Origin of the sequence: Xanthomonas sp. JAI131, from assembly GCF_013410075.1 — a bacterium.
Classification (GTDB): domain Bacteria; phylum Pseudomonadota; class Gammaproteobacteria; order Xanthomonadales; family Xanthomonadaceae; genus Xanthomonas_A; species Xanthomonas_A bonasiae.
Window position 1 is genome coordinate 744521 of sequence record NZ_JACCCN010000002.1, and the last position, 13717, is coordinate 758237.

General features: G+C 70.4%; 12 protein-coding genes. 7 read left to right on the forward strand and 5 right to left on the reverse strand.

What is annotated here, in order from left to right:
• The first annotated feature begins 1 nt into the window (after window position 1).
• The 5 genes from HDC36_RS09905 to HDC36_RS09925 all read left to right on the forward strand — a co-directional run bounded on the left by HDC36_RS09905 (window position 2) and on the right by HDC36_RS09925 (window position 3892).
• A complete protein-coding gene (locus HDC36_RS09905; protein WP_179566734.1) occupies window positions 2–985 on the forward strand; it encodes a hypothetical protein in 984 nt (327 codons plus the stop codon).
• 108 nt (window positions 986–1093) lie between these two features.
• A complete protein-coding gene (locus HDC36_RS09910; RefSeq protein WP_179566735.1) occupies window positions 1094–1426 on the forward strand; it encodes a helix-turn-helix transcriptional regulator in 333 nt (110 codons plus the stop codon).
• A 36-nt stretch (window positions 1427–1462) separates the two neighbouring features.
• Window positions 1463–1888, forward strand: coding sequence for an arsenate reductase (glutaredoxin) (gene arsC / locus HDC36_RS09915; RefSeq protein WP_179566736.1), 426 nt, complete (start codon window positions 1463–1465; stop codon window positions 1886–1888).
• A complete protein-coding gene (gene arsH / locus HDC36_RS09920) occupies window positions 1878–2615 on the forward strand; it encodes an arsenical resistance protein ArsH (RefSeq protein ID WP_179566742.1) in 738 nt (245 codons plus the stop codon). Before arsC ends, arsH begins: the two co-directional genes overlap by 11 nt.
• A 68-nt stretch (window positions 2616–2683) precedes the next feature.
• Window positions 2684–3892, forward strand: a complete 1209-nt coding sequence (locus HDC36_RS09925) for a GAF domain-containing sensor histidine kinase (protein ID WP_179566744.1) — start codon at window positions 2684–2686, stop codon at window positions 3890–3892.
• Between the two features lie 42 nt (window positions 3893–3934).
• Here HDC36_RS09925 and HDC36_RS09930 read toward each other — a convergent pair whose 3' ends face one another.
• Together HDC36_RS09930 and HDC36_RS09935 are read right to left on the reverse strand one after the other, a co-directional pair.
• The gene (locus HDC36_RS09930; RefSeq protein WP_179566746.1) at window positions 3935–4522 is read right to left on the reverse strand and encodes a phospholipid scramblase-related protein; all 588 of its coding nucleotides are present in this window, start codon (window positions 4520–4522) and stop codon (window positions 3935–3937) included.
• A gap of 200 nt (window positions 4523–4722) precedes the next feature.
• Window positions 4723–5706, reverse strand: a complete 984-nt coding sequence (locus HDC36_RS09935) for a LysR family transcriptional regulator (protein ID WP_179566748.1) — start codon at window positions 5704–5706, stop codon at window positions 4723–4725.
• Window positions 5707–5874: 168 nt separating this feature from the next.
• Here HDC36_RS09935 and cobA point away from each other — a divergent pair, with 168 nt between their 5' ends.
• On the forward strand, window positions 5875–7092 hold the full coding sequence (cobA, locus tag HDC36_RS09940) for a uroporphyrinogen-III C-methyltransferase (protein WP_179566750.1): 1218 nt from the start codon (window positions 5875–5877) through the stop codon (window positions 7090–7092).
• Window positions 7093–7121: 29 nt separating this feature from the next.
• Entirely contained in the window at window positions 7122–8081 is a 960-nt protein-coding gene (cysK, locus tag HDC36_RS09945) for a cysteine synthase A (protein ID WP_179566752.1), read from the forward strand.
• Between the two features lie 786 nt (window positions 8082–8867).
• On the opposite strand, the gene xdhC is transcribed toward cysK, so the two are convergent.
• Genes xdhC through xdhA form a run of 3 tightly spaced genes read right to left on the reverse strand, consistent with a single transcriptional unit; the run spans window position 8868 to window position 13717 of the window.
• Window positions 8868–9935, reverse strand: coding sequence for a xanthine dehydrogenase accessory protein XdhC (gene xdhC, locus HDC36_RS09950; protein ID WP_179566754.1), 1068 nt, complete (start codon window positions 9933–9935; stop codon window positions 8868–8870).
• The gene (gene xdhB / locus HDC36_RS09955; RefSeq protein WP_179566756.1) at window positions 9925–12255 is read right to left on the reverse strand and encodes a xanthine dehydrogenase molybdopterin binding subunit; all 2331 of its coding nucleotides are present in this window, start codon (window positions 12253–12255) and stop codon (window positions 9925–9927) included. Before xdhB ends, xdhC begins: the two co-directional genes overlap by 11 nt.
• Window positions 12248–13717: a xanthine dehydrogenase small subunit gene (gene xdhA, locus HDC36_RS09960; RefSeq protein ID WP_179566758.1), complete on the reverse strand. Its 1470-nt coding sequence runs from the start codon at window positions 13715–13717 to the stop codon at window positions 12248–12250. The genes xdhB and xdhA overlap by 8 nt, the downstream gene beginning before the upstream one ends.

A 13717-nucleotide genomic window follows, 5' to 3' on the forward strand; every position in this document is an offset into this window, starting at 1 on the left:
CATGCTGATGACACGCGAACAAGCGGCGCAGAAGATCCAATCCGGCGCCACGCTGTACCTGGCCGGCGACCAGGCCCTGCTCGACAGCCTGCCCAAGGGCAACTGGATCGGCGGCACCATTCCCTATTTCATGGACAAGCAAGGCGGCACCCACAGCCGCGAACTGATCTTCGTCAGCGAGCAGGACCCTTGCGTCAGCGGCTCGAGCGTGCGCTGGTACGACGTGGGCGAACTGCCATCCATCGCCAGCGACTCGCCCGATCACGGCTTCAGCGTGATCATCCTGCCGGCGACCAGCCAGGCGCACGTGCGCTATGCGCAGGATTCGCCCGACTACCCCGGGCTGTTCATGAAGAACATCGTCGGCTGGGTGTCCGGCGTGGACCTGGCGGACCTGGGCAAGCTGGCGCCGCGCATCTACGACGGCACCAGCGGCAAATCCTACAGCGAAGGCTGCGTGGCGCTGCACGCGACGCTGCCGGAGGACAAGATGGTCTCGGTCGGGATCGTCAACTGCTTCGAGCAGGGCGACGGCGACGTGATCACCTTCGCGCAGGACGGCTTCGACGTCGGCCAGGCGCTGGTCAACGGCGAGCCGCGCGACTTCGCCGAATACCTCACCGCCAACCAGATCGACGTGCGGCTGCCGCTGGTCGCTGACTACAACGGCGAGAAGATCAACGCCAGCATCCAGTCAATCGACCAGGACGCGCGCAAGGTCACGCTGTACGCGCCGGTGTTCCGCGGCGTGGAGTACCGCATCGCTGCACCGGTGGCCAACTACGTCGAGGAATTCTCGCGGCAGTTGCCACAGACCGTGAGCAGCCCCGAGTTCAGCTGCAACTGCATCCTCAACTTCCTGTATTCGGAACTGGAGGGCAAGCGCACCGGCGAACTGATCGGACCGGTGACCTTCGGCGAAGTGGCCTACCAGTTGCTCAACCAGACCATGGTGTACCTGCAGATCGAGGACATGCCGACCTGAGCGCCGCACAACGGCTCCACCCGGCGGGCGCAGCGATGCGCCCGTCGTCGTTTGTGGAACGGGGCCACGCGCTTGCCTCATTTCGTAATTTCTGGAATTATCGAATTGATGAACGCCGACAGCACCGTTTCCGCCCTGCGCGCGCTCGCCCACGGGCACCGCCTGGCCGCCTACCGTGCGCTGGTCCAGGCCGGGCCGGACGGCATGGCGGTGGGCGAATTGCGCGCCGCATTGGGCCTGGCCGCGGCCACGCTGACCGCGCACCTGCACGTGCTGCGCGGGGCCGGCCTGATCGCCGACGAACGCCAGGGCCGGGTGATCCGGCTGCGCGCCGACTACGCGCGCATGTACGCGCTGATCGGCTTCCTGACCGAAAACTGCTGCGGCAATGGCAGCTGTTCCCCCGATGCTGCAGCGCCCGCCGCCGCGCGCGTGCCATAGCGCAGCGCCCTCCTCCCTATCGCACCGAGTCTTCCGATGAGCGCCATCACGATCTACCACAACCCCGCCTGCGGCACCTCGCGCAATGTCCTCGGACTGATCCGCAACAGCGGTGCGGAACCGACCGTGGTCGAATACCTGAAGACCCCGCCGGACCGCGCCACCCTGCAGGCGCTGATCGCGGCACTGGGCATCCCGCTGCGCGAGGCGATCCGGCAGAAGGGCACGCCCTACGCCGAACTGGGCCTGGACGACCCGGCGCTGAGCGACGACGCATTGCTCGACGCGATGCTGCAAAACCCGATCCTGATCAACCGGCCGATCGTGGTCACCGCACTGGGCACGCGCCTGTGCCGGCCGTCGGAAACGGTGCTGGAGATCCTGCCCTCGCCGCAGCGCGGCGCCTTCGCCAAGGAAGACGGCGAACCCCTGATCGACGCGGACGGCCGCCGTGTCGGTTGACCTGTCCGAGCTGCCGAACCTGGACCCGGCCGCGTTCGTGCGCCCGGATCCGCTGGCGCCGAGCGCCGCCCGCGCCACGCATCCGCCGCGCATCCTGCTGCTGTACGGCTCGTTGCGCGAACGCTCCTACAGCAAGCTGCTGGCGCTGGAAGCGGCGCGGCTGCTGCAGGCGATGGGCGCGGAAACGCGCCTGTTCGATCCGCGCGGCTTGCCGCTGCCCGACGCCACTCCCGACAGCGATGCGAAAGTGCAGGAACTGCGCGAGCTGACCCTGTGGAGCGAAGGCATGGTCTGGTCCTCGCCGGAACGGCACGGCGCGATGAGCGGCGTGCTCAAGGCGCAGATCGACTGGATCCCGCTCAGCCAGGGCGCGCTGCGCCCCACCCAGGGCAAGACCCTGGCGCTGCTGCAGGTGTCCGGCGGCTCGCAGTCGTTCAATGCGCTCAACCAGATGCGCGTGCTCGGCCGCTGGATGCGCCTGCTGACCATCCCCAACCAGTCGTCGGTGGCCAAGGCCTGGCAGGAATTCGATACCCCCGGGCGGATGCTTCCCTCGCCCTATTACGACCGGCTGGTGGACGTGATGGAGGAACTGCTCAAGTTCACCCTGCTCACCCGCGACCTGGCGCCGTACCTGGTCGACCGCTACAGCGAACGCCGGCCGGGCACCGATTCCCTGGCCGCGGCATCGGGCGCGGCACCGCCGGCGGTCGTTGCGTCTACGTGAAGACCGCGTCGTCAAAATGTGTGATCGGTACCATAGACTGAGCGACTCACCGTCGCCGAGCCGTTCGCATGTCTTCCGTCGCACCCGCTGCCGGCCCGGTCTATTGCGCCGCCAAGCCCGGCAACGAAACGCTGCGCCTGGACGCGTTGCATAGCTACGCGATCCTGGACACGCCGCGCGAGCCGGCCTTCGACGACATCACCCGCCTGGCGGCGATGATCTGCCAGACCCCAATCGCGGTGGTCAACCTGATCGACAGCGAGCGGCAGTGGTTCAAGAGCGAGATCGGCCTGGGCACCCGGGAAACCCCGCTGGCGACCTCGCTGTGCGCGCACGCATTGCTCGAGGACGACCTGCTGCTGGTGCCGGATACGCGCGAGGATCCGCGCTTCGCCTCCAATCCGCTGGTCACCGGCGCAGAACGCCTGCATTTCTACGCCGGCGCCTTGCTGAAGACCTCCGACGGCCTGCCGCTGGGCACCGTCTGCGTGCTCGACCGGCGCGCGCGGCAGCTGACCTACGAACAGATCGAAGCGCTGCGCGCGCTGGCGCGGCAGGCGATGGCGCAGCTGGAACTGCGCAAGGCACTGGCGCTGGCGCAGGAATCCAACCATTACCGCAGCCGCCTGCTGGCCATCGCCGGCCACGACCTGAAGACGCCGCTGCGCACGGCGTCCTATGCGTTGGCCAAGGTCCAGCGCCAACTCGATGCGGTCGGCAGCGTGCCGCTGGACGAGGCGCGCAAGGCGCTGAACCAGGTCGCCACCGGCCTGGACGATCTCGCCACCAGCGCGGTCGCCGGCGGTGAGCACAGCCTGCCGGTGCAGGGCGAGGTGGCCCTGGGCGAGCTGCTCGGCCCGATCCTGGACACCTGGCGGCCGCAGGCCGCGGCCAAGGGACTGCGGCTGCGCTACGTGCCGACCAAACTGCGCGTACGCAGCCACGCCACGCTGCTGGCCACGTTGCTCGGCAACCTGCTCGGCAACGCGGTCAAGTACACCGAGCACGGCTCGGTGCTGATCGGCTGCCGGCGCCGGCGCGATCACGTGGTGGTGGAGATCATCGACAGCGGCATCGGCATGGACGGCGACAGCCTGCGCACCCTGTTCCAGGCGTTCCGCCAGGCCGATCCGCGCAGCGAAGGGCTCGGCCTGGGACTGTGGATCGTGCGCCGCACCGCCGAGACGCTGGGCTGCAGTGTCGAGGTGCGCAGCCGCCCGGGCCAGGGCAGCCGCTTCTCGGTCACGCTGCCGCTGGCGAGCGCGACCAAGGCCTGAGCGCCACCGCACCGCGCGCACCGTGGCGCGCGGCACTGCGGGTTATTCCTTCAGCACCATGTCGATGCACAACACCGCGGCCATGATCAGGATGCGCACGTCGTCCTCGCTCGGCACCGCATTCTCGATCGCGAGCATGTAGTTGTCGGCCGAGGTGAACAGCTCCTTGCCCAGCCCGGCCCACTTCTTGGACACCCGCGCCAGTTCGCGCTCGCCCTGCACGAAGCGGAAATCCCAGCTGGTCCATTTGCCGCGCAGCGTGCACACCAGCTTCTCGCGCGCATCGAGCACGTCGAACTTGCCGCCGATGGAGAAGAACTTCTGGCTGAAGGAACCGACCAGGCGATCGTGCTCGTCCAGCACCTCGACCTTGGACAGGAACAGCGAGAAACCGCGCTTGACCGTCAGCACCTTCTGCCCGTTCGGGGTGCGCACCTCCACATGGAACGGGGTCATGCGCTTGTAGTCGCTGAAACGGAAGATCTTGGTGAACAGGCCCAGGTTCGGCTCGCGGCATTCGAGCACCTTCTGGTTGCTCTGCGGATCGAACACGTCGTAGTTGTTGGCGGCCTTGAACATGCCGACCTGCTCCTTGACGAAGAACAGGTTCTGCTGGAGGACGGGGTGCATGGACATCCTTGTTTCGGGTAAAAGAGCGCGCACCGTAGCGGCCGCGCGCAAGGATGGCAATGGCATGCCCGAACGGCACGGCATCGGCGCGCAGCGACGAGCGCGCCGTGTGCGCGGCGCCAGCGGCGAGCGCCGCTGCGGATATCGCTCGACCGGAGCGGCCAGCGCCAGGCGCGGCGAAGACGCCGCAGCGGCGCCGCTCAGCTGGTGATGGTCTGGGTCAGCTCTTCCCAGGTCGGCGGGGTCGGCCAGTCCGGCTCCTGGTTGCCTTCCATGACCCGGCGCAGGTCGCGGGTGTCGATCTGCGGCGCCAGCACATGCACCAGTTCCAGCGCGTAGTCGCGCAGCACGCGGTCGCGCGGCAGCACCGCCCAGGCGATGCACTCGGGGATCTCCGGCGGCGCCGGCCAGGCGCGCAGGTCGGTGTCGCCGGCATGCACCGCCATTTCCGCGAGCAGGCCGACGCCGAGCCCGGCACGCACGTAAGTCTTGATCAGGTCGGCGTCGAGCGCGGTCAGGGCGATGCTCGGCTCCAGCCCGAGCCGGGCGAAGGCGCGCTGCAGCGAGGAGCCGGAGCGGGTCGAGGATTCGTAGCTGATCAGCGGCTGCACCGCCAGCGCGGCCATGTCCGGCACCCGCTTGGGCACGTCCAGCGCATGCCCGCGCGGCACCAGCACCAGCCGCCGCCAGCGGTACAGCGGCACCGCGATGCCGGCGCCCGGCTCGCTGCCGGCGGTGCTGACGATGGCGATGTCGGCATCGCCCTGGCTGAGCAGGTCCAGCGCCGCGCTCTCGGCGGCCTGCTGCAGGTGCACGCTGACCTGCGGATACGCCTGCTTGATCTGCGCCACCGCCGGCGGCAGCACGAAGCGCGCCTGGGTGTGGGTGGTGGTCAGGGTCAGCTGGCCCTGGCTCTCGCGGCGCTGGTTGGCGGCGTAGGTGCGGATGTTGTTGGCCTCGGCCAGCACCGCACGGGCGCGCTCGATCACCTCGCGGCCGGCCGGGGTCACCGTCTCCAGGCTGCGGCCCTTGCGCACGAACAGCAGGAAACCGAGTTCGTCTTCCAGCTGCTTGAGCTGCTTGGACAGCCCCGGCTGGGTGGCGTGCACGCGCGCCGCGGCCAGGGTGATGTTGAGATCGGCATCGGCGATGGCGACGAGGTAGCGGAGTTGGGTCAGCGTCATCGGAGCGAGGGCGAGGCGCCGCCTGGCGGGAGCAGCCACGACTGTAGTGGAAATGGGCCACTCACCTTATAACCGAAAGCTATCTGGTAGAGGCATGAAGTCATTTCCGGAGGCTATAAGCCGGCGCTACGGTCACCCCTCCCACCTCCTTCCTGCGTTGCGACCGCCGTGAGCCCTGCCCCGATTGCGTTGTATCCGGACCTGCGCGAGCGGCCCGTACTGGTGGTCGGCGGCGGCACAGCCGCCGAGCGGCAGGTGCAGGCGCTGCTCGCGGCCGGCGCGCTGCCGCGGCTTGGCGCGCCGGCACTGACGCCGGCATTGCAGGGCTGGGCCGATGCCGGGCGCATCCAGTGGCTGCACGGCCGCTTCGATGGCGCCTGGCTGGACGCGGTGTGGTACCTGGTCGCCGCCAGCGACGACCCCGTGCTGAACCGGCAGGCGCTGCAGGCCGCCGCCGCGCAACGGGTGCTGGCGCAGGACGCGATCGGCACAGCCGATCCGGCCGCAGCCACAGCGTCGGCAGACGCCGCCGGCGACGGCATCGGCGCATCCGCCGCTGCGGCGCAGGCGCACGCGCTCCGTCCCGGCACGGTGACCCTGGTCGGCGCCGGCCCCGGCGATCCCGGCCTGCTGACGCTCAACGCGCTGCGCGCGCTGCGCAGCGCCGACGTGGTCCTGCACGACCGCTTGGTCAGCGCCGCGATCCTGGACCTGCTGCCTGGCACCGCCGAACGGATCGAAGTCGGCAAGTCGGCCAGCGGCCACAGCGTGCGCCAGGAGCAGATCCACGCGCTGATGCTGGAGCACGCGCGACGCGGGCGCCGCGTGGTGCGGCTGAAGGGCGGCGATCCGTTCGTGTTCGGCCGCGGCGGCGAGGAACTGGAATACCTGCGCGCGCACGGCGTGCCCTACGCGGTGGTGCCGGGCATCACCGCGGCACTGGCCTGCGCGGCCTACGCCGGCATCCCGCTGACCCATCGCGAGCACGCGCAGTCGCTGCGCCTGGCCACCGCGCACTGCAAGGAATCGTTCGACACGCTGGACTGGGCCGCGCTGGCGCAGGAACGGCAGACCCTGGCGGTGTACATGGGCGTGGCCGGACTGGACACGGTGCGCGAACGCCTGCTGCGCGCCGGCCGCGCCGCCGACACGCCGTTCGCGCTGGTGGAAAACGGCTCGCGCCCGCAGCAGCGGGTAGTGGTCGGCACCCTGGCCGACCTGCCCGACACCGCCCGCGCGCACCAGGTGCGCTCGCCGGCGTTGCTGATCCTCGGCGAGGTGGCCGCGCTGGCGAGCAGCCTGCACTGGTTCGGCGCCGCACCGCTGACCGCACCGCCCTCACCTTTCCCGAAGCCGGCCGTGCCTACCCTGGCCCACGCCGCCTGACCCGCATCCCTTTTCCGGAGACCCTGCGCATGGCCATCTACGACAACATCCTCGACACCATCGGCCATACCCCGATCGTCAAGCTGCACCGCCTGCCGCCCGAGCACGTGAGCCTGTACGTCAAGGTCGAGGCGTTCAATCCCGGTGGCTCGGTCAAGGACCGCCTGGCACTGGCGATCGTGCTCGACGCCGAGGCCAAGGGCCTGCTCAAGCCTGGCGATACGATCGTCGAAGCCACCTCCGGCAACACCGGCGTGGCCCTGGCGATGGTCGCCGCCGCGCGCGGCTACAAGTTCGTGGCGACGATGGTGGAGACCTTCTCGATCGAGCGCCGCAAGCTGATGCGCGCGTTCGGCGCCAAGGTGATCCTGACCCCGGCCGCCGAGCGCGGCAGCGGCATGGTGCGCAAGGCCGAGGAACTGGCCCAGCAGCACGGCTGGTTCCTCGCACGCCAGTTCGCCAACCCGGCCAACCCCGCCTACCACCGCAGCACCACCGCCGCGGAAATCCTGCGCGATTTCGCCGGCCGCCGGCTGGATCATTTCGTCAGCGGCTGGGGCACCGGCGGCACCCTCACCGGCGTCGGCGAAGTGCTGCGCGTGGCACGTCCGGACGTGCGCATCACCGCCACCGAGCCGGCCGGCGCGGCCTTGCTGCAGGGCCAGGAGTGGAAGCCGCACAAGATCCAGGGCTGGACCCCGGACTTCGTGCCCGAGGTGCTCAACCGCGAGGTCTACGACGAAGTGCTGAGCGTGGAGGACACCGATGCGATCTCCGTCTCGCGCCGTCTTGCCGCCGAGGAAGGCATCTTCACCGGCATCTCCGGCGGCGCCACCGTGGCCACCGCGCTGCGCGTGGCCGAGACCGCGGCGCCCGGTTCGGTGATCCTGGCGATGCTGCCGGACACCGGCGAGCGCTACTTCTCCACCCCGCTGTTCGCCGACATCAACGAAGGCTCCGACGACGACTGGCTGGCCGGACTGCCGTAACGGCGGGTAGTACGGCGCGGCTGCAGTGTGCGGCTGCGCTGGCCTGGCCTGGCAGTATCACAGTGACGAGGCGTCGCGTAGGAGGGGCTTTCGGCTCCGCCCCGATTCCAGCGTCGGCAGGGTGCACTGTGGGAGGGACTTCAGTCCCGACGCTTTCCGGCATCGGAAAGAACACCGCTGCGTTCGTCGCGGCTGAAGCCGCTCCTACATGCGCCTTCGGACAGCCGGCTGGGTGCACTGTAGGAGGGGCTTCAGCCCCGACAGGCTGTGTCCGAAGTCGAACCTCTCTCACTTCGCTCGTCGCGGCTAAAGCCGCTCCTACATGCGCCTTCGGACAGCCGGCTGGGTGCACTGTAGGAGGGGCTTCAGCCCCGACAGGCTGTGTCCGAAGTCGAACCTCCCCACTTCGTTCGTCGCGGCTGAAGCCGCCCCTACATGCGCCTTCGGACAGTTGGCTGGGTGCACTGTAGGAGGGGCTTCAGCCCCGACAGGCTATGTCCGAAGTCGAACCTCCCCCACTTCGTTCGTCGCGGCTGAAGCCGCTCCTACATGCGCCTTCGGACAGCCGGCTGGGTGCACTGTAGGAGGGGCTTCAGCCCCGACAGGCTGTGTCCGAAGTCGAACCTCCCCACTTCGCTCGTCGCGGCTGAAGCCGCTCCTACATGCGCCTTTGGACAGCCGGCTGGGTGCACTGTAGGAGGGGCTTCAGCCCCGACAGGCTGTGTCCGAAGTCGAACCTCTCTCACTTCGCTCGTCGCGGCTGAAGCCGCTCCTACAAGGGCGATGTCAGCGTGCGGCGAGCACAGCTTGGGGCAGCGGCAGCGCGTCCCTTTGCGCCTGATCCGCAATCGAACGCTGCGCCGCCAACGCCGATGTGCGCAGCAACAACTGCGCGACCACCGCCACCGCGATCACCGCCGGGGCCTTGCCCTCGATCCCCGGCAGGCCGATCGGACAGGTCAGCCGCGCCTGCGCGGCGTCGCCCAGGCCGTCGTGGCGCAATCGCGACAGGAACCGTGCGCGCTTGGAGGCCGAGCCGATCAGGCCGACGAAGCCGGCACGTCCGGCCAGCGCCGCGGTGGTGAGCCGATAGTCCAGCGCATGATCGTGGGTCAGGATCAGCAGCAGCGCGTCGTCCGATGCGGCGCCGGCGCGCGCGAGCAATGCGGATTCGTCCAGATGCGCCGCGCCGGCGGCAGCCGCCAGCTCCGCGCGCGGATCGGACCAGTCCAGCGCGAACGGCAGGCCGTGCAGCGCATGCGCGATGGCGATGCCGACGTGGCCGGCGCCGAACAGATACAGCGGCGTGCGCCGTGGGCCGATCGCCTGCGCCAGCAGCGCGCCGGCCGTGGGTGGCGGCGCCCGCAGCGACAGTGCTTGCGATGGCGCATCGCTGATGCAGTGATCGAGGCGGTCAGGCAGCAGCCGGGTCAGCAACGTGCGTCCCAACGTCGCCTCTTGCAGCCAGTCGCTGCGCGCCGGATCCAGTCGCTCCAGCAGCAGGCGCACGCGGCCGCCGCAGCACTGGCCGAGCAGATCGTCGGCCTGGGCGTGCGCTGCGCATTCGCCGCAACTGCCGCTGCAGCGCACGGCGCGCGCCGGCGCGACCGCGCCCAGCGTGTAGTCCTGCACTCGCCAACTGCCCGGCGGCTGCGCGAGCAACTCGCGCGCCAGCGCGCAGGCGCGCCACTCGAGCACGCCGCCGCCGATGGTGCCGATGCTGCCGTCGGCACTCACCAGCATGCGCGTGCCGGCCTCGCGCGGAGTCGAACCGGCGGTGGCCAGCACCGTGACCAGCGCAGCCGCACCGCACGCCAGCGCCGCTTCGGCCTGCAGGCTCCAGTCAGCGCGCATCGGCGTTGCCCGCCGCGATCGCGGCCAGGATCCGTTCCGGCGTGGCAGGCGCGTCCAGCGCCGGCACGCCCGCACCCGACACCGCCGCCGCCACCGCCTGGGTCAGCGCCGAGAACACCGAGATCGCCAGCATCAGCGGCGGTTCGCCGACCGCCTTGGAGCGATGGATGGTCGCCTCTTCGTTGCGGCCGGCCTGCCACAGGCGGATGTCCATCCGCGCCGGGCGGTCGCTGGCGGTAGGAATCTTGTAGGTGGACGGCGCATGGGTCAGCAGCCGGCCATGCGCGTCATAGACCAGCTCCTCGGTGGTCAGCCAGCCCACGCCCTGGACGAAGCCGCCCTCGATCTGGCCCAGGTCGATCGCCGGATTCAGCGAACGGCCGACGTCGTGCAGCACGTCCACCGCCAGCACCCTGTGCTCGCCGGTCAACGTGTCGATCACCACTTCGCTCAGCGCCGCGCCGTAGGCGAAGTAGTAGAACGGGCGGCCGCGGTGGCTGGCGCGGTCGTAGTGGATCTTCGGCGTGGCGTAGTACCCGCTGGCCGCCAGCGAGATGCGCGCCATGTGCGCCTGCCGGCACAGCGCGCCGAACTCCAGTTCCAGGTGGCCGGCGACGACCTTGCCGGCAGCGAAGCGCACCTGCTCCGGCGCCACGCCGCCGCGCTCGGCGGCCAGCGCCGCCAGGCGCGCGCGGATGTCGCTGGCCGCGTTGTAGGCGGCCATGCCGTTGAGGTCGGTGCCCGAGGACGCCGCAGTGGCCGAGGTGTTGGGCACCTTGTCGGTACGCGTGGCGGTGATGCGCACGCGCTCGGTCTCGATGCCGAACACGTCGGCGACGATCTGCGCGACCTTGATCATCAGCCCCTGGCCCATCTCGGTGCCGCCGTGGTTGAGCTGCACCGAGCCGTCGGCATAGACCAGCACCAGCGCGCCGGCCTGGTTGAGGTGGCTGGTGGTGAAGCTGATGCCGAACTTCACCGGGGTCAGCGCCAGGCCTTTCTTCAGCACCCGGTGGCGCGCGTTGAACGCGGCCACCGCCGCCTGGCGTGCGGCGTAATCGGTGCGCGCAGCCAGTTCCTCGATCAGCGCCGGCGCGACGTTGTCCTCCACGGTCATGCCGTAGGGAGTGACGTTGCGGTCCGGCGCCGCGTACAGGTTGGCGCGGCGCACCGCCAGCGCATCGCGGCCCAGCGCGGCGGCGACCGCGTCCAGCACCCGCTCGATCGCCAGCATGCCCTGCGGCCCGCCGAAGCCGCGGAACGCGGTGTTGGACACGGTGTGCGTGCGCAGCCGATGCGAGACGATCTCCACCACCGGCAGCCAGTAGCAGTTGTCGGCATGGAACATCGCGCGGTCGTTGATCGCCAGCGACAGATCGGTGGTGGCGCCGCAGCGCGAGGCCAGTTCCAGGCGCAGCGCCAGGATGCGGCCGTCGTGGTCGAAGCCGACGCTGTAGTCGACCAGGAAGTCGTGGCGCTTGCCGGTGATGCGCATGTCGTCGTCGCGGTCGTAGCGCAGCTTGGCCGGGCGCCCGGTCAGTGCGGCGACCAGCGCGCAGGCCGCGGCTGGCGCCGCCGCCTGGGTCTCCTTGCCGCCGAACGCGCCGCCCATGCGCCGCACCTCCACGGTCACGTCGGCGCTGCGCAGCCCGAGCAGTTCCGCGATCAGGTGCTGCACTTCGCTCGGGTGCTGGGTCGAGGACAGCACATGCAGCTGGCCCTGTTCGCCGGGCAACGCCACGGCGATCTGCCCTTCCAGATAGAAATGCTCCTGCCCGCCGATCTCCAGCGCGCCGCTGCAGCGCCGCGGCGCTGCGGCCAGGGCGGCATCGACGTCGCCACCGCGCGCCATGCGCTGCGCCGGCTCCAGCGCCGCACCGGCGGCGCGCGCCTCGGCGATGCTGAGCAGCGCCGGCAGCGGCGCGTACTCGACCAGCGCCAGCCGCGCGGCGCGCCGTGCCGCGGCGTGGCTGTCGGCAGCGACGACGAACAGCGGCTGGCCGTGATAGAGCACGTCGTCGCGCGCGAACAGCGGATCGTCGTGCGCGACCGGGGCGACGTTGTTCTCGCCGGGAATGTCGGCGGCGGCGAACACCGCCACCACCCCTGGCGCCGCGCGTACCGGCGCCAGGTCCATGCGCAGCAGCCGCGCATGCGCGTGTTCGCTCAGGCCGAACGCCAGATGCAGCATGCCCGGTGGCTCGGGCAGGTCGTCGATGTAGCGCGCCTGCCCGCTGACATGCCCCTGCGCGCTGTCGTGGCGCAGCGAACGCTGCACCTGCGGCAAGGCCGCATCCGCGGTGGCCGGGACCTCAGCCATCGACCAGTTCCAAGGCCAGCACCGACAGCGGTTCGTGCGGATGCGCATGCCCGATCCACAACCGCCGCAGCAGGTTCGCGGCCACCGCCAGGCGATACGCCGCCGAGCCGCGCGCATCGCTGAGCGGGCTGAAGTCCTGCGCCAGCGTGGCCGCGGCGGCCTCCAGCGTTGCCTCGCTCCAGGGCTGGCCGCGCAAGGCCTGTTCGGCGCCGCGCGCGCGCTGCGGAATGCCGGCCATGCCGCCGAAAGCGATCCGCGCCTGCGTCACCACACCATCGGCGATGCATAGCGCGAACGCGCCGCAGACCGCGGAGATATCGCTGTCGAAGCGCTTGCTGAGCTTGTCCACGCGGTACAGCGTGGCGGCCGCCGGGCGCGGCACGTGGACGCTTTCGACGAACTCGCCGGGCAGCCGTGCCTGGCGGCCGTACGCCAGGAAGAACTCCTCCAGCGGCAAGCTGCGCCGCGCGTCGCCACGACGCAGGGTCAGCGTGGCGCCGAGCGCGATCAGCGCCGGCGGCATGTCGCCGATCGGCGAGCCGTTGGCGATGTTGCCGCCGATGGTGCCGGCATTGCGCACCTGGGTCCCGCCGATGCGTCGCAGCAGTTCGCCCAGTGCCGGGTGCAACGTGGCCAATGCGGCATGCGCTTCGCTGTAGCGCACGCAGGCGCCGATGTTCAGACCGTCGGGTGTTTCGTGCAATTCGCGCAACTCGGGGATGTCGCCGATGAACACCACATCGTCGAGGACGCGCTGCTGCTTGGTCACCCACAGGCCGACATCGGTGGCGCCGGCGACCAGGCGCGCGTCGGGACGTTCCAGCAGCAACGCCGCCAGTTCGTCGGCGCTGCGCGGGGCCACGCTGCGGCGCACGCGGCCGGCGGCCGGATCGGCGTGCGTTTGCGCCAGCGCGGTGCGGCGGCGCAGCGCGCGCAAGCCGGCGAGCGTATCCGCATCGTCGCGGGGCGCGACCGGCACCGCCGCGCCGGCCTCCAGGATCGGGCCATAGCCGGTGCAACGGCACAGATTGCCGGCGATCACGTCGGCCACTGCCGCCTGCTCGGTGCCCAGCGCGCCGATGCTGCGCGCGTACAGCGACATCACGAACCCGGGCGTGCAGAAGCCGCATTGCGAGCCGTGGCGTTGCACCAGTTCGTCCTGCACCGGATGCAGCGCGCCCCCGGCGGCCAGGCTCTCCACGGTCAGCAGCGCCTTGCCGTCGAGCATCGGCACGAACAGGATGCAGGCGTTGAGCGCGCGCCAGCGCACCCGCTCGGCGCCGTCGGCACCGGCCAGTTCGCCGACCAGCACCGTGCACGCGCCGCAATCGCCCTCCGCGCAGCCTTCCTTGCTGCCGGTGCGGCCGAGCCGGTAGCGCAGCAGATCGAGCACGCTGGCGGTCGGATCCCCCGCCTCCAGTTCCAGCACTTGCCCATCGAGCAGGAACCGCACCGCGTCCAT

What these genes read in the sequence shown, in the direction of transcription:
- HDC36_RS09905 (WP_179566734.1), top strand. Translation starts at nt 2, where the DNA reads ATGCTGATGACACGCGAACAAGCGGCGCAGAAGATCCAATCCGGCGCC.
- HDC36_RS09910 (WP_179566735.1), top strand. Translation starts at nt 1,094, where the DNA reads ATGAACGCCGACAGCACCGTTTCCGCCCTGCGCGCGCTCGCCCACGGG.
- arsC (WP_179566736.1), top strand. Translation starts at nt 1,463, where the DNA reads ATGAGCGCCATCACGATCTACCACAACCCCGCCTGCGGCACCTCGCGC.
- HDC36_RS09925 (WP_179566744.1), top strand. Translation starts at nt 2,684, where the DNA reads ATGTCTTCCGTCGCACCCGCTGCCGGCCCGGTCTATTGCGCCGCCAAG.
- HDC36_RS09930 (WP_179566746.1), bottom strand. Translation starts at nt 4,522, where the DNA reads ATGCACCCCGTCCTCCAGCAGAACCTGTTCTTCGTCAAGGAGCAGGTC.
- HDC36_RS09935 (WP_179566748.1), bottom strand. Translation starts at nt 5,706, where the DNA reads ATGACGCTGACCCAACTCCGCTACCTCGTCGCCATCGCCGATGCCGAT.
- cysK (WP_179566752.1), top strand. Translation starts at nt 7,122, where the DNA reads ATGGCCATCTACGACAACATCCTCGACACCATCGGCCATACCCCGATC.
- xdhC (WP_179566754.1), bottom strand. Translation starts at nt 9,935, where the DNA reads ATGCGCGCTGACTGGAGCCTGCAGGCCGAAGCGGCGCTGGCGTGCGGT.
- xdhB (WP_179566756.1), bottom strand. Translation starts at nt 12,255, where the DNA reads ATGGCTGAGGTCCCGGCCACCGCGGATGCGGCCTTGCCGCAGGTGCAG.
- xdhA (WP_179566758.1), bottom strand. Translation starts at nt 13,717, where the DNA reads ATGGACGCGGTGCGGTTCCTGCTCGATGGGCAAGTGCTGGAACTGGAG.